The sequence below is a fragment of the Burkholderia sp. D-99 genome (assembly GCF_011605345.1).
Taxonomy (GTDB): Bacteria; Pseudomonadota; Gammaproteobacteria; order Burkholderiales; family Burkholderiaceae; genus Burkholderia.
The window spans coordinates 494975-513969 of record NZ_JAAOXM010000005.1; the positions used below are offsets into that span (position 1 = coordinate 494975).

The following is an 18995-nucleotide window of genomic DNA, read 5'->3' on the forward strand; positions in this document are numbered from 1 at the left end:
ATAGATCGATGAAGTGTGCAAAAGAGGTGATCAGGACGACTTCACGCCGCATGATCCGTTCGAAAGCGATGGCATTCTTACCGATCGCGCCGCATTGAATCTGGCAATGCAGGTGGCTGGCGCGGATAGATTTATTCGATGATCGGCGTGTGCGCGACATCGCTCTTCTATACTGACAGGGACTGCTTTTCACGGGAGGACAGCCAGTCGGTACGAGCGCATCGATCGTGCCGTATCGTCGAGCGACCGGTGGCCGGACCTCGCAGCGATCCACCGTGATCCGCCGCGGTCCCGGCAGACACGCGTGCCGGGCCGCTTCACAAGGAGGCACGATGCCCTACGTCCTGATCGTCGAAGACGACGCCGATACGCGGACGATGCTCGCGGCGCTCGCGCGCATGCAGCAGCTCTCATGCGATACGGCCGCGACGCTGGAAGAAGCGCGCACGCTCGTCGCCACGCATCCCCCCGATCTCGTGCTGTGCGATCTCGTTCTGCCGGACGGCAACGGGATGGACCTGTTCGATGCATTGCCGAAGCATTCGCACTGCGAAATGGTGTTGACAACCGGTCACGCCAGCCTCGAAACCGCGATCGACGCGTTGCGGCGCGGCGCGACCGACTACCTGGTGAAGCCGCTGAACATGCAGCGGCTGAACAGCATCTTCGCGCGCGTGCCGCGCACCACGGCGCTGCACGAGGAAATCGCCGAGCTGCGCTCGGAGTTGCAGCGCCTCGGTCGCTTCGGCCGCATGCTCGGCAGTTCGCCCGCAATGCAGGTTGTCTACGACGCAATCGGCCGGGTCGCGCGCACCGAGGCGTCGGTGCTGCTGACGGGCGAATCGGGCACCGGCAAGGAGCTGGCCGCGCAGACGGTGCACGACCTGAGCCTGCGCCGCCGTGGCCCGTTCCTCGCGGTGAATTGCGGTGCGATCGCCGCGAACCTCGTCGAGAGCGAGATGTTCGGCCACGACCGCGGCAGCTTCACAGGCGCGGAGCGCCAGCACAAGGGCTTCTTCGAACGCGCGGACGGCGGCACGCTGTTGCTCGACGAGATCACCGAGATGCCGCTGGAATCGCAGGTCAAGCTGCTGCGCGTGCTCGAGACGGGGCGCCTCACGCGGCTCGGCTCGATGCGCGAGATCGACATCGACGTGCGCATCGTCGCGGCGACCAACCGCGATCCGGAAGCCGCGATGGCGGACGGCAAGCTGCGGCCCGACCTGTTTCACCGGATCAACGTGTTTCCGATCCCGCTGCCGTCGCTGCGCGAGCGCGGCGACGACATCCCGATGCTGGCCGATGCATTCCTGCAGCAGTTCAACGCCGAAAGCGGCCGCAACCTGCGCTTCGCGCCGGCCGCGCGCGAAGCACTGAAGACCTATGCATGGCCCGGCAATGTGCGCGAGTTGCGCAACTTCGTGCAGCGCGCGAGCATCTTCAGCGATGCGGACGTGATCGATACGCTGCCGCCGCCGATCATGGACGAACTGTCGAACCTGGCCGATTCGCACGACGATCGCGTGACCGTGCCGTTCGGCACGTCGCTCGAGGAAGTCGACCGGCGGCTGATCGTCGGCACGATCGCGCAATGCGGCGGCGTGAAGGCGCAGGCGGCCGAGGTGCTCGACGTCAGCCTGAAGACGATCTACAACCGGCTCGCGCAGCGCGAAGACGAAGCGGACAAGCCGGAATCCTGATCCCGCGTCGGTCGGGCAAGCGGCCGGGAGCGCGACCGATGTTCGACCTGTCGTGAACGTGCGCCGGCAATTGCGCCACCTCCGTGAGGCTGGTCGCGATCGCGACCGTGCCGCAGGCGCTGCCGCATGGCGCGATCGCCACCGATGCGAACGGACGGCTCACCTGCATCAACGCGGCCGCAGCCGCGGCCGGGCATGCCACTGCCGACGCCGTACCGATTCGGCCCACTGCATGGGCGAGGCGGGACGGTGCGCGAAACGCGTGCCCAAAACTTGCTACCGGTTTGTAAAAAAGCGGTCCCGATGGTCTGCAAGACGGGGTACGAACGCACGCGAACCGCGACGCGGGGCGACCGGCCGGCCTGGCATGGAAGCTGCGTGAATCCCGAATACGAAGCGAATCCCGCGAAACGTCAGGAGGGTCATCGATGTCCGTCTCGCTTGCGCTGCAGATGCGACAGCATCTGGCACTTACGCCGAGGCTTCAGCAGTCGCTGCGGTTGCTGCAGTTGTCCTCGCTCGAATTTCAACAGGAATTGCGGCAGGCGCTCGATCAGAATCCGTTTCTCGACGATGGCCAGGGCGACGAGGAGCCTGCGGCCGACGCAACCGGGCCGCAGGCCGAAGCCGCGGCGCCCGAAGCGGCGCCCGAACCCGACGTCGCGCGCCCGCCGGACGGCGACGTACCCGAGGTGCCCGAGGTGTCCGAAGTGTCGTTGACGGCCGCGCCCGCGACGCGCGTCGCCAGTCGCCAGGGCGACGAGGCGGACGGCCTGTCGCCCGGCGAATGGCTGGCCGCGGAACCGTCGCTGCATCAGCAACTGCATGATGCATTGCGGCTCTATCCACTGAACAGGCGCGACCGCGAAGCCGCGCGCATCGTGATCGACGCGCTCGACGACGATGGCTACCTGCGCCAGGAGCTCGCCGAACTGCTGGTCGCGGCGGACCCCGCGCTGCTGTTGTCGGCGCAGGATCTCGCGGTCGCGCTGCGGCTCGTGCAGATGCTCGATCGGCCCGGCATGGCCGCGCGCTCGCTGTCCGAGTGTCTCGTGCTGCAGCTCGACGCGATCCCGGCCGGTACGCCGGCGCTCGCGGAAGCGAAAGCGATCGCGCGCGAGCATCTCGAGCGGCTCGCGCGCCGTGAGACGGCCGAGATCCAGCGGCGTATCGGTTGCAACCCGCACACGCTGCAGGCGGCCTGCGCGCTGGTGCGCGGGCTCGACCCGCGCCCCGGCAATCATTACGGCAGCACGCGCGGCGACTACGTGGTGCCCGACGTGATCGTGCGCCAGGTGCGCGACGACTGGATCGTGACGATCAACCCGGCCGTGTTGCCGCGCGCGCGGCTGCACGACCGCTATGTGACGCTGTTCGCGCAGTCGAGCGGCGAGCGCGATTCGCCGCTCGGCCAGCAACTGCAGGAAGCGCGCTGGCTGATCCGAAACGTGCAGAAGCGCTTCGACACGATCCGGCGCGTTAGCGAATGCATCGTCGCGCGGCAGCGCGATTTCTTCCGCTACGGCGAGATCGCGATGAAGCCGCTCGTGCTGCGCGACGTTGCCGACGAACTCGACCTGCACGAATCGACCGTGTCGCGCGCGACGGGCAACAAGTACATGGCCACGCCGCACGGCACGTTCGAGTTCAAGCATTTCTTCCCGCGCAAGCTCGAGGCGGCCGGCAAGAGCGTGTGCTCGGCGGCGGCGGCGAAGGTGCTGATCCGCGACATGATCGCGGCCGAGCGGCACACCGATCCGCTGTCCGACGTCGCGCTCGCGCACAACCTTGCGGGTCGCGGCATCCTGGTTGCGCGCCGCACGGTGACGAAGTATCGACAGGCGATGAAGATTCCGCCGGCCGACCTGCGACGCCGCGACGCCGTATGACGGCTGCCCGGCGAGCCGATCGCGCGCGTGCCGACCGTCGTGTCGACGCGTGCGCGAACGACAGGAGCGCAACCATGCCGGCAAAGTCGCGGGCCCGGCAGCGTGCGGCAGGGGCGGTGCTGTCGGCCGGATGTGGCAAGACGAACATCAAGGACTTCGAGCCACCGGCGAAGGCCATGGTCAACTCGATGAGCTAAACGGCACTCGAGAAAATCGCGTCCGCGCCGAGGCGCGGCAAACCGGAGTACGAACACGATGCGTGAACGGCGACGACGTGTCCTGACGACAGCTGCCATCCAGGAGGTATCCATGCTTCGATACGCGGTCATCTTCTTCATCATCGCAATCGTCGCGGCCGTGTTCGGCTTCGGCGGAATTGCAGCCGGCGCGGCCGAGATCGCGAAGATCCTGTTCTATATCTTCGTCGTGATCTTCGTCGTCACGCTGCTGCTGGGCGTCGTGCGACGATGAGCGGCGCGTGAGCGGCACACCCGGGCGGTCGCAGCGCTTCGCGAACATCGCGGTGGTCACGAGACTGGCGAGCAGATCGGTCGCGTGATTCACACGAAGCGCATTGACGAAGGTGCGGGACGTTCGATCCGCGCGCCGGTTCGCGGGCATGCGGCGCGCATGTCTTGCATCGTCGTCGCAGACAGGGATAGGAGGCCACCGTGCAAAATCAACAGGACGCACAGATCCGCGACCCGTATCGCGGGCACGAGATACGCGTGTGGGCGCGGCGCAACGACAGCGGCGCGTGGCGCGACGAGGTGCAGGTGGTTGTCGGCGGCGCGCGCATCGAGCTGGCCGTGCCGGCGGCCGACGGCCCCGAGTGGCTCACCGAGCGAAGCGCTGCTCGCGGGCGTCGCACGTGGCCGCTATCTGATCGACAAGCGCATCGACGACGATTGAGCCGCCCGGTGGTCGCGTGTCGTGACGGCCGGCCGTGGCCGGCCGTTCGCGGCCGGACGAAACCGGCAGCGATCCCGCGCGGGTGCCGTCGGCGAAGCAGGCGGTTCAGGGGCGCGCCGCAATCTCGTCGAGATGCCACAGCAGATCGGCCGGATCGTCGTACACGCGCAGCGCGCCCGCGCGTTCGAGTTCGTCGCTGCCGTATCCGCCCGACAGCAGCCCGACGCCGAGCGAGCGGCAGCGGGCAGCAGCCAGCATGTCCCAGATGCTGTCGCCGACCACGACCGTGTGTTCGATCGGCACGTTCAGTTGCGCGGCGGCGGTCAGGAACAGGTCGGGGTCGGGCTTCGCGTACTTGACCTGGTCGCGCGTGACCACGACCTGCTTCGCCGGATCGACGCCGAGCGCCTCGAGATTGATGGCGGCCGTTTCCATCCGCCCGCTGGTCGCGATCGCCCAGCGAATGCCCGCCGCCGACAGCGCGGCCAGCAATTCGCGCGCGCCGGGCAGCGGCCGGACCTGCGCGCGCAGCCGCTGGTACGCGGCCGCATGCAGCCGGGCGAGCCGCTCGACGCGCTCGGCGTCGAGGTCGCCCGACGTCTCGCGCAGCAACTGATTCAGGAACAGGCCGCCGCTCATGCCGATCTTGCGGTGGATGCGCCACACCGACAGTTCGATGCCTTCGGCATCGAGCGCTTCCTTCCACGCGAGCACGTGCTGATAGACGCTGTCGACGAGCGTGCCGTCGAGATCGAACAGAAAAGACGTTTCAATGCGCATGTGAATCTCCTGGTCCTGTGACAATCGGGCGAAGTGTCCGCAAAAAATCCTGGTCGACACATTATCGGCGCACGGCCGTGTCATCGCCATGTCCCGCCGCCGTGCCGCGGCGTGTCATGTGCCGCTGGTACAATCGCGCCGATGCGCCGGGCCCGGCCTTCTTCATCGGGGCCGCGCCATACGCACCGTACGCCCCCAACCCTCGTCTCGTCGATTCCACGCATGGCAACACCGGACGCCATCAGTTCCAGGCACTCGTGGTGGGGCGTACTGGCCCTGGCACTGACCGCCTTCATTTTCAACACCACCGAATTCGTGCCGGTCGCGCTGCTCAGCGCGATCGGCGACAGCCTGCAGATGAAGCCGACCGCCGTCGGCCTGATGCTGACGATCTACGCGTGGGCCGTTGCCGTCGTATCGCTGCCGCTGACGTTCGTCACGCGTCACGTCGAGCGTCGCAAGCTGCTGGTCGGCGCGTTGCTGGTGTTCATCGGCAGCCACATCGTGACCGGCGTCGCATGGAATTTCACGGTACTGATGATCGGCCGGCTCGGCATCGCTTGCGCGCATGCGGTGTTCTGGTCGATTTCCGTCCCGCTCGCGGTGCGGCTCGCGCCGAGCGACCGCAAAAGCCGTGCGCTGAGCCTGATCGCGATGGGCTCGGCGATCGCGATGGTCGCCGGCATTCCGCTCGGGCGCGTGATCGGCGAGGCGTTCGGCTGGCGCGTCACGTTCCTGATCATCGGGGGCGCCGCGGCCGGTGCGGCGCTGTTGCTGCGCACCACGCTGCCGGTCCTGCCGAGCCAGGGCGCCGGGTCGCTGAGCAGCATCGGTGTGTTCCTGCGCAAGCCCGCGCTGGTGGCGCTTTATGCGATCACCGTACTGGTCGTGACCGCGCACTTCACGTCGTACACGTACATCGAGCCCTTCGTCCAGAGCGTGAACCACGCGAGCAGCAGCCGGATCACGTACGTGCTGATCCTGTTCGGCGTCGCCGGCCTGCCGGCGGCGATCTGTTTCAATCGCGTGTACCCGCGCGAGCCCGACAAATTCCTGCTCGGGTCGATCGTCGCGCTGGCGGGATGCCTGCTGATCCTGTTTCCGTGCGCGCTGAACATCGTCACGCTGTCCGTGCATACGCTGGTGTGGGGCGGGGCGATCGTCTGTTTCGGCCTGGCCATGCAGGCGTGGGTGCTGAAGCTGGCGCCGGAGGGGACGGACCTGGCCGTGTCGATCTTCTCCGGGCTGTACAACGTCGGCATCGGCGCCGGTGCGCTGATCGGCAACCATATCGCAGGTGACTTCGGGCTGCCGTGGGTTGGTACCTTTGGCGGTGTGGTCGGCGCGGTTGCGGTCGGGATCGCGTGGCTCGCGTTGCGGCTTCACGCGAAGCGGGCGGTAGCGGAGCCAACAATAGCCACCGGCGGGCAGTGAAGGCGGCACGGCTCGAGGCATTGGCTTCCCGTGTGAACAGGGGGGGGCGAACTGACAGCGCGCTGCCGGTTCGCACAGTCAGTTCGCGCTGTCGGTTCGCGCGGTTGGGTCGGTTATGCGACGATGAACGCTCACGGCATTCCGGAGCGCGCTTTCAGGTGTCATGCAACCGAGTAGCCGCCGTCGGCCACGAGCGCATGCCCTGGCACATAGCTGAAGTTCGCCAATCCGACGGGCTGGGCGCCTGATATCGACGGCATCGACGGCATCGGCGCACCGGCCAAGCAGTAACGTGCGCGTGGCCCGGCGACCCTGCCACGGGCGGCCGCACCCTTCGCCGGAATACATTCGGAAAGCCGACATAATGCGGCATCATCATGGTGCCGCGGCACCCGCACGCGGTGCCCGATATTCGACTGGAGACCCTGCATGCCGATAGCCCGGATTGAAACCCGCGACGCGATGGGCGACCCCGATGAGGTCTATCTCAACCCGCACCACGTGCTGTGGATGTCGCTGCCGAGCGCCGCGCAGAGGCGGCCGGGCGGCATGGCCATCCGCGTGGACGACCGCGTGAAGGGCGGGTCGTTGCTGATGGCCGACCATCCGCCGGCCGCCCGGCTCCTTCAGGATCTCGGCCCGTTCGTGACCGTGACGCTGGCGAACCCGTCGTCCGACTATCCGGACGGTCTCGTGCATATCCGCGCGCATGCGATCGTCAAGATCGCGACGGACAACGATGACAAGCCGCTGGCCGAGCGCACGCTCGGCTGGGTCCATGTCTACGACGGCTCCGCTTTCAAGGTCAGGAATTACGCCGCCGTGGCCGCGCAATGGCAGGCGTCGGTCGCGGCGGCGTCATGAACCTTTCCGTATCCGATATCACGCCGGAGGAACTCCGGCTGTTCGGCGACATCGTCTCCCGCCTCGAGGAACTGGGGCCGGTCGTCGACGTGAGGACGGTCGTGCTGCCCGCGATCACGCAACTGATGCGCGCGGATTTCGCCGCGTCGTTCGATTGCGACGAACAGACCGGCCTGTGGTGCAACGGGTTCTCGTACAACGTCGATCCGTTGCAGATCGCACGGTACGAAGCGTGGTTCCAGCATATCGACCCGGTCACGTCGCAATTGCGCGCGCGCCGCGTGGCGACCTGCGTCGACGAGGTGGTGAGCCGGCGCGAGCTGGAACAAACCGAGTTCTACAACGATTTCCTGTGCCGCGACGGCATGCACCACGGCATCAACGTCTACGCGTTCGACGGCGCGACCCACGTGGGCGACCTGCGCATCTGGCGCGCGCAAGGGCGGCCCGATTTCACCGAACGCGACAAGCTGCTGCTGAACGGCATCGAACCGTTTTTCCGGCGCGCGCTGCTGCGGCGGCGCCACGCGTGCGCCGGGCTGACCGATCGCGAGAGCGACGTCGCGCGGCTCGTCGCCGCCGGTTATACCGACAAGGACGTCGCGCGCACGCTCGGTATCGGGCTGTCGACGGTCCGCACGCATCTGCGGCGCGTGATGGCGAAGAAGGGTGTCGCCAACCGCGCGAGCCTGGCGGCCGCATTGGCGTGACCGGCTGCGCAGCCGTCGGCCGGGGTCATCCATTGTGATGATGGGCGTCAAAATCGGCGCATCCTACCTTGTGACGATCCCCCGTGACGAGGAACGACGACGATGCCCACCCTTGGACCCCTGACGCTCACCGAAGCCCGGAACGCGATCCTGCGCCGGGAATTTTCCTGTGTCGAATACGCGTACGCGTTGATCGAGCGGCACGCACGCTGGCGCTACCTGAACGGCTTCACGTGCGTCGACGATGCGCGTCTGCTCGCCGAAGCGGCCCGCTGCGACCGCGACCTCGCGACGTCGGCCGCCCCGCACGCGCTGCTGGGCCTGCCGATCGCGATCAAGGACAACATCGACACCGCCTGCCTGCCGACCGGCAACGGTACGCTGGCGCTGCACAACCGCGTGCCGCCGCAGCATGCGCCGGTCGTGGCGCGGCTGCTGGCGAACGGGGCGCTGATCGCCGGCAAGGCCAACCTGCACGAGCTGGCATTCGGCGTGTCGGGCAACAATCGCGTCACCGGCGCGGTACGCAACCCGTACGACTTCAACCGGATTCCGGGCGGCAGCAGCAGCGGCTCGGGCGCGCTGGTCGGCGCGGGCGTGGTGCCCGCCGCGCTCGGCACGGACACCGGCGGCTCGGTGCGGATTCCGGCCGCGTTGTGCGGCGCCGTCGGCCTGCGGCCGACCGTGGGGCGCTACCCGTCGGGCGGCGTGGCGCCGATTTCGCGCACGCGCGACACCGTCGGCCCGATCGCGCGGTCGGTCGAGGACATCGCGCTGCTCGACGCGATTCTGTCCGGCACCGGCACCGGCACCGGCACCGGCACCGGCACCGGCGCGCCGACGTCGATGCCGACCCGCAGCACGACGCGCCCCGTGCGCCTGGCGGTCCCGCGCACGACGTTCTGGCGCGGCCTCGCGCCGGATGTCGACGCGGTGGCGAATGCCGCGGTGGCAAAGCTGGAGCAGGCGGGATTCGAGTGCGTCGACCTCGACCTGAATGACTATCCGGGGTTCTTCGACGACGAGCCGGCCATTATCGCGATGTACGAATTCAGTTCGTCGATGCACGCGTATCTGGTCGAGAACGGCTACGATCTGTCGGTCGACGACATCGTCGCGAACGTCGGAAGCCCGGACGTCGCGCAGATCGCCCGCCATATCACCGGCCCCGGCGGTATCGGCGAAGCGGCTTATCGCACCGCGCTCGACCGGCGTACGCGTTCGCGTGCGGCGTACCGGCAGTGCCTCGCCGACAGCGGTGCCGATGCGCTGGTCTTTCCGACCACGATCGCGACCGCGTGCCCGATCCCGTCGGGCGACACGATGATGCTCAACGGCGAGCCGGCCTCGGTGTTCTCGACCTACATCCGGAACACCGAGCCGGGCAGCAATGCGGGTGTACCGGGCATGACCGTCCCGGCCGGCCTGACGGCAACCGGGCTGCCGGTCGGCCTCGCACTGGACGGGGCGGCCGACACCGATCGCGAACTCATCGCGGTTGCGCTGGAGGTCGAGCGGGTGCTCGGGCGGCTGCCGCTGCCGGACGACGGATTTGGGGTCGAGGGCAAGCTGGCCGGGTACCCGGGCTGACACCATGCCGCCGGGCCGCCGGGCCGCCGGGCCGCCGGGCCGCCGGGCCGCCGAGCCGCCGTGTCGCGGAGCCGCCGAGCCGCCGAGCCGCCGTGTCGCCGTGTCGCCGAACCGCCGAACCGCCATGCTGCCGCGCCGCCGTGTCGCCGCGCCGGGGACGTGGACGTGGCGGCGGCTGAATCGCCGAAGCCGGCGGTGCTCGCCGCGAAGCCGGCCCGCATGCACGACCGGTGGATTCCCCTGACGCCGAACTGCGGTGGATCGGCACCTTGGGCGGTGGGGGCGGCGCGGTCGCGGTCGGGATCGCGTGGTTCACGTTGCGGCCGCATGAGAGGCGGGCGGTGGCGCAGGCGCCATCGCTGCACGCAGTATCAAGGCGCGCCGGCGTTCGTGATTCCCGCTGCATCGAGTTGCCTGAGCTTCGCATACAGCGTGGTGCGCGAGATGCCCAGTTGCCGCGCAGCGGCCGACACATTGCCGTCGTGCTCGTCGACCGCACGGCGGATCGCGTCGAGCGACTGCTCGTGCAGGCTTGCCTGCGGGCTGGCGGCCGGTGCCGTGCTGCACACGTCGGCGGCGTCTTCCAGCGCATCGGATTGCCGCCGCATCGTCGCCCGATCGAGCGGCGCGCGCACGGCCCGCACCCAGACGTGACTGCCGTCGTCGCGCGCGATCCGCTGCGGTGTACGCGCCGGTATCAGCAAACGACGCTGCTGCGCCGGCGTCGCGCCGGGAAAGAGTTGTCGGAGATCGTGTGGTTCGATCGGCCCGGCTGGCGCGAGTTCGAGCATCTGCCGCGCGAGCCGGCTCGCCGCGCGCACGCGGCCCGCCTCGTCGAGTGCGACGACGCCCGCGAGCGGCGTGCCGAGCCAGCGCGGATCGTACTGCACCTGCAGCAGATGGCAGTCGCGCAGCATCGCATACAGCCGCTGCTCGGCGGACAGCGCCGCATGCCGGAACCGCTCGCGCAACTGCACGACATTGCGCCGGCCGATGCCGGTGATGTCCAGCGCGCCGATCACTTCCCCGTCGAAACCGACCAGCGGCACCGCGAGACAGAACACGCGCGACAATTCGTCGAGATAGTGCTGGGCGCCCGCGACGACTGCCTCGGTGCCGTCGTGGATCACGCAGCTCGGTGCGGTCGTGCCGATGTTCGGCTCGACGATCCGGCGCCCGGCGACGATCGGCGTCAGCAGCGTGTCGTCGCAATGCGGGCTGCGTCGCGCGTGGACGATCGTGCCGCGCGGATTGACGCAGAAGATCGTCCACTCGCTGCCGCCGAACGCGGCCCACAGCTGCTCGATCTCCTGCGCGACGCAGCGGGTCAGCCGCCGGTCCGCGCGCGACGCGTCGAGTTCGCGCTGCATTTCGTAGCGGGCGGTTTGCCACGGCCGGAGCCCGGCGTCGCGCGAACGCAGCCACGAGCGTGCGACGCCGGCCGGCAACGCCGTTTCCGGCAGCGGCTCGCCCGCCGCGAAGCGGGCGCGGAGCCGGACCAGGTCGAGGTCGACCGGCCGCGAGGGGGATTCGGGTGCCGTGTTCACGCTGCGCTCCATTGAGGGTCGAAGGTCCGGGCCGGGCGTACCGGCGCGGTGTGTCGCGCGAATGCGTAATATAGCCCGGTGCCCGAAGCGGGGTATTTTCCCGAAGGGGCGCCGCCGCGTGTCGCCGGGCGGCGCCCCCGCGCTCAATGCGGCAAACGCAGGATCGGCTTGAGCGTGATGCCGCTGCTGCTGTCCTCCGCGGCCTGGTTGATCTGTTCGAGCGGATAGAACTTCACCAGCCGGTCGAACGGAAACCGCCCTTGCAGATGCAACTGGACGAGCTGAGGAATGAACGTCTGCGGCACGCTGTCGCCTTCGACGATGCCGCGGATCGTGCGGCCGCCGAGCAGCAGGTTGTTGACGTCGAATTCCGCCTTCGTCCCGAGCTTCGGCGCGCCGACCACGCCCATCGTGCCGCGCGAGCCGAGCGCTTCGATCCCTTGCGACAGCACGGCGGGCAGTCCGGTCGATTCGAGTGCGAAGTCGACGCCGCCGCCGGTGATCGCGCGGATCGCGTCGACGACATCGACTTCCTTGCTGTTGATCGTGTGCGTCGCGCCGAGCTCCAGCGCCAGCGCGAGCCGCGACGGCACGATGTCGACAGCGATGATGGTCGTCGCGCCGGCGACGCGCGCGGCCATCACGGCGCTCATGCCGACTGCGCCCGCGCCGAAACTCGCGAAGCTGCTGCCCGGGCGCACTGCGAGCGAATGGATCACCGCGCCGGCGCCGGTCTGGATCCCGCAGCCGAGCGGCCCGAGCAGTTCGAGCGGCGCTTCCGGCGGCACCTTGATCGCGTTGTTCTCGCGCGCGAGTGCATAGCTGGCGAACGACGACTGCGCGAAGAAATGATCGTGCAGCGGCTGCCCGTGTTCGTCGCGGATCGCGGTCTGTCCGTCGGCGTCGGCGCCGCCGAAATTCAGCCCGAAGAAGTGCCGGCAATACGCGCCGTGACCGCCGACACAGGACGGGCAGTGGCCGCACGCACCGTAGGTGAGCACCACGTGATCGCCCGCGGCGAGCGTCGTCACGTTCGGGCCGACCGCCTCGACCACACCGGCGCCCTCGTGACCGAGCACGGCCGGCAGCGGCACCGGGTAGTACTGGTCGCGCACGATCAGGTCGGTGTGGCACAGGCCCGTCGCGACGACGCGCACCCGCACCTCGTCGCCGCGCGGCGCGCGCAGGCGGGCGGATTCGATCGAGAAGGGCGCGCCGGCCGCACGCGCGACGGCCGCGGTGACGACGCGTGTATCGTTTTCGGTGTACATGTTCGGTCTCCTTGTCAAATCGGATACAGCGGCGCTTCGCCCTTGATCGTCAGCCACTGCCACTGCGTGAACTCCTCCCAGTTTGCCGCGCCGCCGATGCTCGAGCCGTTGCCCGATGCACCGACGCCGCCGAACGGGTTGATCACTTCGTCGTTGACCGTCTGGTCGTTGATGTGCAGCAGCCCGGTGTTCAGGCGCTCGCCGATCCGGAGCGCCCGGCCGACGTCGGCGGACAGGATCGCCATCGACAGACCGTATTCGGTGCGGTTCGCGAGCGCGATGGCGTCCTCGTCCGTATCGAACGGCACGACGACCGCGACCGGCCCGAAAATCTCCTCCTCGAACGCCGGATTGCCCGGCCCGACGCCGCTCAGCACGGTCGGCTCGAAGAACAGGTCGCGATGGCCGCCGCCCGTCTCGACGCGCGCGCCCGCGCGACGGGCCGCGTCCACCAGGCTCGCCGCATGGTCGAGCTGTGCGGCATTGATCAGCGGCCCGAGGCCGACGTCCGCGCTCGCGGGATCGCCGACGCGCAGGCTTCTGGCTTTCTCGACGAGCTTCGCGACGAAGCGGTCGTGAATGCCGCGCTGCACGAGCACGCGGCCGGTTGCCATGCAGATCTGGCCTTGATGCAGATACGCGCCCCACGCGGTATTGGCGACGGCGCGCTCGAGGTCGGCGTCGTCGAGCACGATCAGCGAGTTCTTGCCGCCGAGCTCGAGCGACACCTTCTTCAGGTGGCGGCCGGCGGCTTCGCCGACCTTGCGCCCCGCCGCGGTGGAACCGGTGAACTGGATCATCGCGATGTTCGGATCGGCAACCAGCGCGGCGCCGGCCGCGCCGTCGCCGGGCAGGACGTGCAGCACGCCTTCCGGCAGGCCGGCGAGCTCGAACACGCGGGCGATCGCGACGCCGCCGCACACGGCGGTACGCGGATCGGGCTTCAGCACGACCGCGTTGCCCAGTGCGAGCGCCGGCGCGACCGCGCGCATCGCGAGGTACAGCGGGAAGTTGAACGGCGAGATCACGCCAACGACGCCGCGCGGGCGCCGCCGCGCAAGCGACAGCCGGCCGGCCGCCGACGGCAGCACTTCGCCGGCCGCGCGCGACGGCAACCCCGCCGCCTCGTGCAGCGCCTTGATCGTGACGGACGTTTCGAACGACGCTTTCGCGCGCGTCGATCCGCTTTCGCGCACGAGCCAGTCGACGATCGAATCGAAGTGCGTTTCCGCGACGGCCGCCGCGCGGCGCAGGACGGCCGCGCGCTCGTCGTACGGCAGGCCGAACCACGCCGGCTGCGCGCGATGCGCGGCGGCTGCCGCGTCGGCCACCGCCGCGCCGTCCGCGAGGCCGAGGCGGCCGAGCGTGTTGCCGGTCGCGGGTTCGATCACGTCGGCCGCGTGCGGGCTGGCGTGCCAGCGTCCGTTGAAAGTCTTGCCGTGCCAGACGTCGGCGTCGAACAGTGCCGTGTTGCTGCTGCTATCCATGTACGCTCCTGAGGAAATTCCGACCCGCCGGATCGGGCCTTGCATCGTCCCGACCGGCATGCGCGCGAGGGTAGGCGGCCGCGAGGAAGCGGAGCTATCCGGGTTTGTTCCCACCCGCCGCGCCCGCGCCGGTCGGTGGGGGCACGCGTCGACGTGTGCGGAAACTGAACACGCCGATACCGCCGGGCGAACGGCGTGTCGTTTCCGCCCTCACGGCGACAGAGACGCCAGGGACGCGCGCCGGCGAGCGAAACAGCGGGTGTCGCCGCACGAACGGGCGGGGCGTCGATATCCGCGTACCGACTTCCTTCCGATCCTTCACCGAAGTTGAAGTTGAAGTTGAAGTCGAAGTCGCAATCCGGAAGGCCAGCCACGCCGTCGTTCCATCAGGAAAACCCTGATCCCCTCCCGGCGGGCCGCGGATTTCGGCCGGATTCCCCTGCTCGGGGAGCCGCCGCGACACGCCCCCGCGCCAGCAGCGGCCCGAGCGCCCGCGCCCCCGTGCCATCAAGCCTTCTGGCTCGTATGCCTAGCCAAATCAGGTATGGCGCATCGCAATATTTCGCATATCCAGCCTTATTTCAATACCTGCAAGGTATCGAAAATCGCGCCCAAAAGTATTGGACGGTGCATTTGAGCGGCGCGTATAAATCCGTCCCATGAACTCCCCACACGCAGCGTGCCCCATGTCCTCCGTCACCATCGAACGCATCGAAACCCGCCTCGTCGATCTGCCGACGATCCGTCCGCACAAGCTGTCGGTGGCCACGATGCACGGCCAGACGCTGATGCTCGTGAAGGTGTTCTGCAGCGACGGCGTGACGGGCCTCGGCGAAGGCACGACGATCGCCGGCATGGCGTATGGCCCGGAAAGCCCGGAAGCGATGAAGCTGGCGATCGACACGTATCTCGCGCCGGCGATCGTCGGCCGCGATGCGACGCGCATCCAGACGCTGATGGCGTTCCTCGGCAAGCTCGCGAAGGTCAACCACTTCGCGAAGAGTGCGCTCGAAACCGCGCTGCTCGACGCGCACGGCAAGCGGCTCGGCGTGCCGGTGAGCGAGCTGCTCGGCGGCCGCCGGCGCGATCGCCTGCCGGTCGCGTGGACGCTCGCGTCGGGCGATACGTCCACCGACATCGCCGAAGCCGAGCGGATGCTCGACCTGCGCCGCCACAACGTATTCAAGCTGAAGATCGGCGCGAAGTCGCCGGAGATGGATATCCGGCACGTGGCCGAGATCAAGAAGGCGGTCGGCGATCGCGCGTCGGTGCGCGTCGACGTGAACATGGCGTGGAGCGAAACGCAGGCCGCGCGCGCGATTCCGGCGCTGGCCGATGCCGGTTGCGAACTGGTCGAGCAGCCGGTGGCCTCGGCCGCGGCGCTGGCGCGCCTGATGCGCCGCTTCCCGGTCGCGCTGATGGCCGATGAAATCCTGCAAGGCCCCGACAGCGCATTCGACATCGCGAAGCATCACGGCGCGGACGTGTTCGCGATCAAGATCGAACAGAGCGGCGGCCTGTTCGCCGCGCAGCGCGTGGCCGCGATCGCGGATGCGGCCGGCATCGAACTGTACGGCGGCACGATGCTCGAAGGCGCGTTCAGCACGGTCGCCTCCGCGCACCTGTTCGCGAGTTTCGCGAACCTGCAGTGGGGCACCGAACTGTTCGGGCCGCTGCTGATCACCGAAGAGATCCTGACGCAGCCGCTGGATTACAGCGACTTCGAACTGACCGTGCCGGACGGCCCGGGCCTCGGCATCGAACTCGACGAGGACAAGGTCAGGCGTTTCACCCGCGACGGGCTGACGAAAGTCGCGCGATAGATAACCCGAGCCAGGCAAAGGCCGTCATTCCCCCCAAATACACGTGGAGACACCATCATGAGCGTCAAAGTTTTCGAAACCCGGGAAGTGCAGGACCTGCTGAAGGCCGCGTCGAACGCGGGCGCGGACAGCACGAAGGGCGGCAACGCGCGGACGCAGCAGGTCGTGCTGCGCCTGCTCGGCGACCTGTTCAAGGCGATCGACGATCTCGACATCACGCCCGACGAAGTGTGGGCCGGCGTCAACTACCTGAACAAGCTTGGTCAGGATGGCGAAGCAGCGCTGCTCGCGGCCGGCCTCGGCCTTGAGAAGTATCTCGACATCCGGATGGACGCCGCGGACAAGGCGGTCGGCCTCGACGGCGGCACGCCGCGCACGATCGAAGGGCCGCTGTATGTGGCCGGCGCGCCGGTGCGCGACGGCGTCGCGAAGATCGACCTCGACGCGGACGAAGGCGCGGGTCCGCTCGTGATCCACGGCACGGTCACGGACCTCGACGGCAAGCCGGTCGCGGGTGCCCTGGTCGAATGCTGGCACGCGAACTCGAAGGGCTTCTATTCGCACTTCGACCCGACCGGCGCGCAGACCGACTTCAACCTGCGCGGCGCGGTGAAGACGGGCGCCGACGGCAAGTACGAATTCCGCACGCTGATGCCGGTCGGCTATGGCTGCCCGCCGCAGGGCGCGACGCAGCAACTGCTGAACGGCCTCGGCCGCCACGGCAACCGCCCGGCGCACGTGCACTTCTTCGTCGACAGCCACGATCACCGCAAGCTGACGACGCAGTTCAACATCGACGGCGATCCGCTGATCTGGGATGACTTCGCGTATGCGACGCGCGAGGAGCTGATCCCGCCCGTGGTCGGGAAGACCGGCGGCGCGGCGCTCGGCATGAAGGCCGATGCGTACCAGGACATCGAGTTCAACTTCGTGCTGACGCCGCTGGTGCAGGGCAAGGACAACCAGATCGTCCACCGCCCGCGCGCAGCCGCGACGGCGTAACCGCCTGACGGCGCGGCGCGCATGCGCCGCCGCCGGCCGGGTTCCCGCGAGATTCAACCGAAACCGATGCGAGCGTGCTTGCAGGACGCGGCACGCGCATGGGAGGAGCCAACATGTCCGCCACGATCGACCAAGCCAACGACCTGGATCACCTGCTCGCCACTGCCGTGCAGGACGACAAGGAGGCCGGCGTATTCCGCTGCCGCCGCGACATCTTCACGAACGCCGAGCTGTACGAGCTCGAGATGAAGCACATCTTCGAAAGCAACTGGGTGTACCTGGCGCACGAAAGCCAGGTTCCGGACAACAACGACTACTACACGACGTGGATCGGCCGCCAGCCGATCGTGATCACGCGCGACAAGACCGGCGAGCTGCACGCGGTCATCAATGCCTGCGCGCACAAGGGCGCGATGCTGTGCCGCCGCAAGCACGGCAACAAGGGCAGCTTCACGTGCCCGTTCCACGGCTGGACCTTCTCGAACACCGGCAAGCTGCTGAAGGTGAAGGACGAAAAGACGACCGAGTATCCGGTGCAGTTCAACACGCACGGCTCGCACGACCTGAAGAAGGTCGCGCGCTTCGCGAACTATCGCGGCTTCCTGTTCGGCAGCCTCAGCGCCGACGTGCTGCCGCTCGAGGACTATCTCGGCGAGGCGCGCGTGATCATCGACCAGATCGTCGACCAGGCGCCGAACGGGCTCGAAGTGCTGCGCGGCAACTCCTCCTACATCTACGAAGGCAACTGGAAGATGCAGATGGAAAACGGCTGCGACGGCTACCACGTGAGCACCGTGCACTGGAACTACGCGGCGACGATGGGCCGGCGCAAGGAAGACGGCACCAAGGCCGTCGACGCGAACAGCTGGAGCAAGTCGGTCGCGGGCGTGTACGGGTTCGACCACGGCCACATCCTGCTGTGGACGCAGACGATGAACCCGGAAGTGCGGCCCGTGTACCAGCATCGCGATGAAATCAAGGCACGCGTCGGCGACGTGCAGGCCGATTTCATCGTGAACCAGACGCGCAACCTGTGCGTGTACCCGAACGTGTTCCTGATGGACCAGTTCAGCACGCAGATTCGCGTGGTGCGGCCGCTCGGCGTCGACAAGACCGAAGTCACGATCTTCTGCTTCGCGCCGAAGGGCGAGAGCGAAACCGACCGTACGGTCCGCATCCGCCAGTACGAGGATTTCTTCAACGTGACGGGCATGGGCACCGCCGACGATCTCGAAGAGTTTCGCGCCTGCCAGGCCGGTTATGCGGGCATCACGGCGATGTGGAACGACCTGTCGCGCGGCGCGCCGCTGTGGGTCGACGGGCCGGACGACAACGCAAGGAAGATGGGGCTGAACCCGCGCATCTCGGGCGAGCGCAGCGAGGACGAAGGGCTGTTCGTGTGCCAGCACGAACACTGGGTGCAGGTGATGCGCGATGCGCTGAAGAAGGAACGCGGGGAGGTGGCAGCATGAGCTTCGATTACCGGACCATTTGCGCGGCGCTGTATCGCGAAGCGCGCCTGCTCGACGATCGCCAGTGGGACGAGTGGCTGACCTGCTACACGGAGGACGTCACGTACTGGATGCCCGCGTGGGACGACGACGATCGGCCGACCGAGGATCACCAGAGCCAGATCTCGCTGATGTACTACCCGGATCGCGGCGGCCTCGAGGATCGCGTGTTCCGGATCAAGACCGAGCGCAGCGGCGCATCGACGCCCGAGCCGCGTACCAGCCACAACGTGACGAACGTCGAGGTGCTGGCCGAGCGCGACAGCGAAGTGGACGTGCGCTACAACTTCCACACGCTGAACCACCGTTACCGCGTGACCGATCACTTCTTCGGCACGATGTTCGTCACGATGCGCCGCACAGGCGATGCGCTGCTGATTTCGCACAAGAAGATCGTGCTGAAGAACGACTACATCCGGCAGGTGCTCGACGTGTATCACGTCTGATGCCCGTTGTTCCGTCATGAAAGAAAAGG

General features: G+C 68.1%; 16 protein-coding genes and 1 pseudogene. 13 read left to right on the plus strand and 4 right to left on the minus strand.

The annotated features are described in order from the left end of the window. Nucleotides 1–332 precede the first annotated feature (332 nt). From HAV18_RS21810 to HAV18_RS40300, 5 genes and pseudogenes are all read left to right on the plus strand, one after another. Complete coding sequence (locus HAV18_RS21810; RefSeq protein ID WP_166959636.1) at nt 333–1700, plus strand: sigma-54 dependent transcriptional regulator; 1368 nt, start codon at nt 333–335, stop codon at nt 1698–1700. A 428-nt stretch (nt 1701–2128) separates the two neighbouring features. Then, the gene (rpoN, locus tag HAV18_RS21815) at nt 2129–3589 is read left to right on the plus strand and encodes an RNA polymerase factor sigma-54 (protein WP_166959639.1); all 1461 of its coding nucleotides are present in this window, start codon (nt 2129–2131) and stop codon (nt 3587–3589) included. Nucleotides 3590–3663: 74 nt separating this feature from the next. After that, nucleotides 3664–3786 carry a DUF3008 family protein gene (locus HAV18_RS21820; RefSeq protein ID WP_166959643.1) on the plus strand — a complete coding sequence of 41 codons (123 nt, stop codon included), beginning with the start codon at nt 3664–3666 and terminating at the stop codon, nt 3784–3786. Nucleotides 3787–3898: 112 nt separating this feature from the next. Next, nucleotides 3899–4060 carry a DUF1328 domain-containing protein gene (locus tag HAV18_RS21825; RefSeq protein WP_071336161.1) on the plus strand — a complete coding sequence of 54 codons (162 nt, stop codon included), beginning with the start codon at nt 3899–3901 and terminating at the stop codon, nt 4058–4060. A 257-nt stretch (nt 4061–4317) separates the two neighbouring features. Further along, nucleotides 4318–4389, plus strand: a pseudogene (locus HAV18_RS40300) (hypothetical protein); the annotation flags it as partial. A 217-nt stretch (nt 4390–4606) separates the two neighbouring features. On the opposite strand, the gene HAV18_RS21835 reads toward HAV18_RS40300, so the two are convergent. Continuing rightward, entirely contained in the window at nt 4607–5281 is a 675-nt protein-coding gene (locus HAV18_RS21835; protein ID WP_089459322.1) for an HAD family hydrolase, read from the minus strand. A 222-nt stretch (nt 5282–5503) separates the two neighbouring features. Between HAV18_RS21835 and HAV18_RS21840 the strand changes: the two genes are divergently transcribed. The 4 genes from HAV18_RS21840 (at nt 5504) to iaaH (ending at nt 9879) form a co-directional block, all read left to right on the plus strand. Further along, nucleotides 5504–6715, plus strand: coding sequence for a sugar transporter (locus HAV18_RS21840; RefSeq protein ID WP_166959646.1), 1212 nt, complete (start codon nt 5504–5506; stop codon nt 6713–6715). Between the two features lie 429 nt (nt 6716–7144). Beyond that, a complete protein-coding gene (locus HAV18_RS21845) occupies nt 7145–7579 on the plus strand; it encodes a hypothetical protein (RefSeq protein WP_166959649.1) in 435 nt (144 codons plus the stop codon). Next, nucleotides 7576–8289, plus strand: coding sequence for a helix-turn-helix transcriptional regulator (locus tag HAV18_RS21850; protein ID WP_166959652.1), 714 nt, complete (start codon nt 7576–7578; stop codon nt 8287–8289). Before HAV18_RS21845 ends, HAV18_RS21850 begins: the two co-directional genes overlap by 4 nt. A 102-nt stretch (nt 8290–8391) precedes the next feature. After that, entirely contained in the window at nt 8392–9879 is a 1488-nt protein-coding gene (gene iaaH, locus HAV18_RS21855; RefSeq protein WP_166959655.1) for an indoleacetamide hydrolase, read from the plus strand. 371 nt (nt 9880–10250) lie between these two features. Here the strand turns inward: iaaH and HAV18_RS21860 are convergent, their stop codons facing one another. The 3 genes from HAV18_RS21860 to HAV18_RS21870 all read right to left on the minus strand — a co-directional run bounded on the left by HAV18_RS21860 (nt 10251) and on the right by HAV18_RS21870 (nt 14184). Continuing rightward, complete coding sequence (locus HAV18_RS21860) at nt 10251–11426, minus strand: helix-turn-helix domain-containing protein (protein WP_347814782.1); 1176 nt, start codon at nt 11424–11426, stop codon at nt 10251–10253. A gap of 143 nt (nt 11427–11569) precedes the next feature. Continuing rightward, a complete protein-coding gene (locus tag HAV18_RS21865; protein WP_166959662.1) occupies nt 11570–12697 on the minus strand; it encodes an NAD(P)-dependent alcohol dehydrogenase in 1128 nt (375 codons plus the stop codon). Nucleotides 12698–12711: 14 nt separating this feature from the next. After that, a complete protein-coding gene (locus tag HAV18_RS21870; RefSeq protein ID WP_166959665.1) occupies nt 12712–14184 on the minus strand; it encodes a benzaldehyde dehydrogenase in 1473 nt (490 codons plus the stop codon). Between the two features lie 686 nt (nt 14185–14870). Here HAV18_RS21870 and HAV18_RS21875 point away from each other — a divergent pair. From HAV18_RS21875 to benB, 4 genes are all read left to right on the plus strand, one after another. Beyond that, nucleotides 14871–16007 carry a muconate/chloromuconate family cycloisomerase gene (locus HAV18_RS21875; protein ID WP_166959668.1) on the plus strand — a complete coding sequence of 379 codons (1137 nt, stop codon included), beginning with the start codon at nt 14871–14873 and terminating at the stop codon, nt 16005–16007. Between the two features lie 57 nt (nt 16008–16064). Next, nucleotides 16065–17009 carry a catechol 1,2-dioxygenase gene (catA, locus tag HAV18_RS21880; RefSeq protein ID WP_166959671.1) on the plus strand — a complete coding sequence of 315 codons (945 nt, stop codon included), beginning with the start codon at nt 16065–16067 and terminating at the stop codon, nt 17007–17009. A 113-nt stretch (nt 17010–17122) separates the two neighbouring features. Further along, a complete protein-coding gene (locus HAV18_RS21885; RefSeq protein WP_166959674.1) occupies nt 17123–18481 on the plus strand; it encodes a Rieske 2Fe-2S domain-containing protein in 1359 nt (452 codons plus the stop codon). Continuing rightward, nucleotides 18478–18966 carry a benzoate 1,2-dioxygenase small subunit gene (gene benB, locus HAV18_RS21890; protein WP_166959677.1) on the plus strand — a complete coding sequence of 163 codons (489 nt, stop codon included), beginning with the start codon at nt 18478–18480 and terminating at the stop codon, nt 18964–18966. Before HAV18_RS21885 ends, benB begins: the two co-directional genes overlap by 4 nt. The last annotated feature ends 29 nt before the right edge of the window (nt 18967–18995 follow it).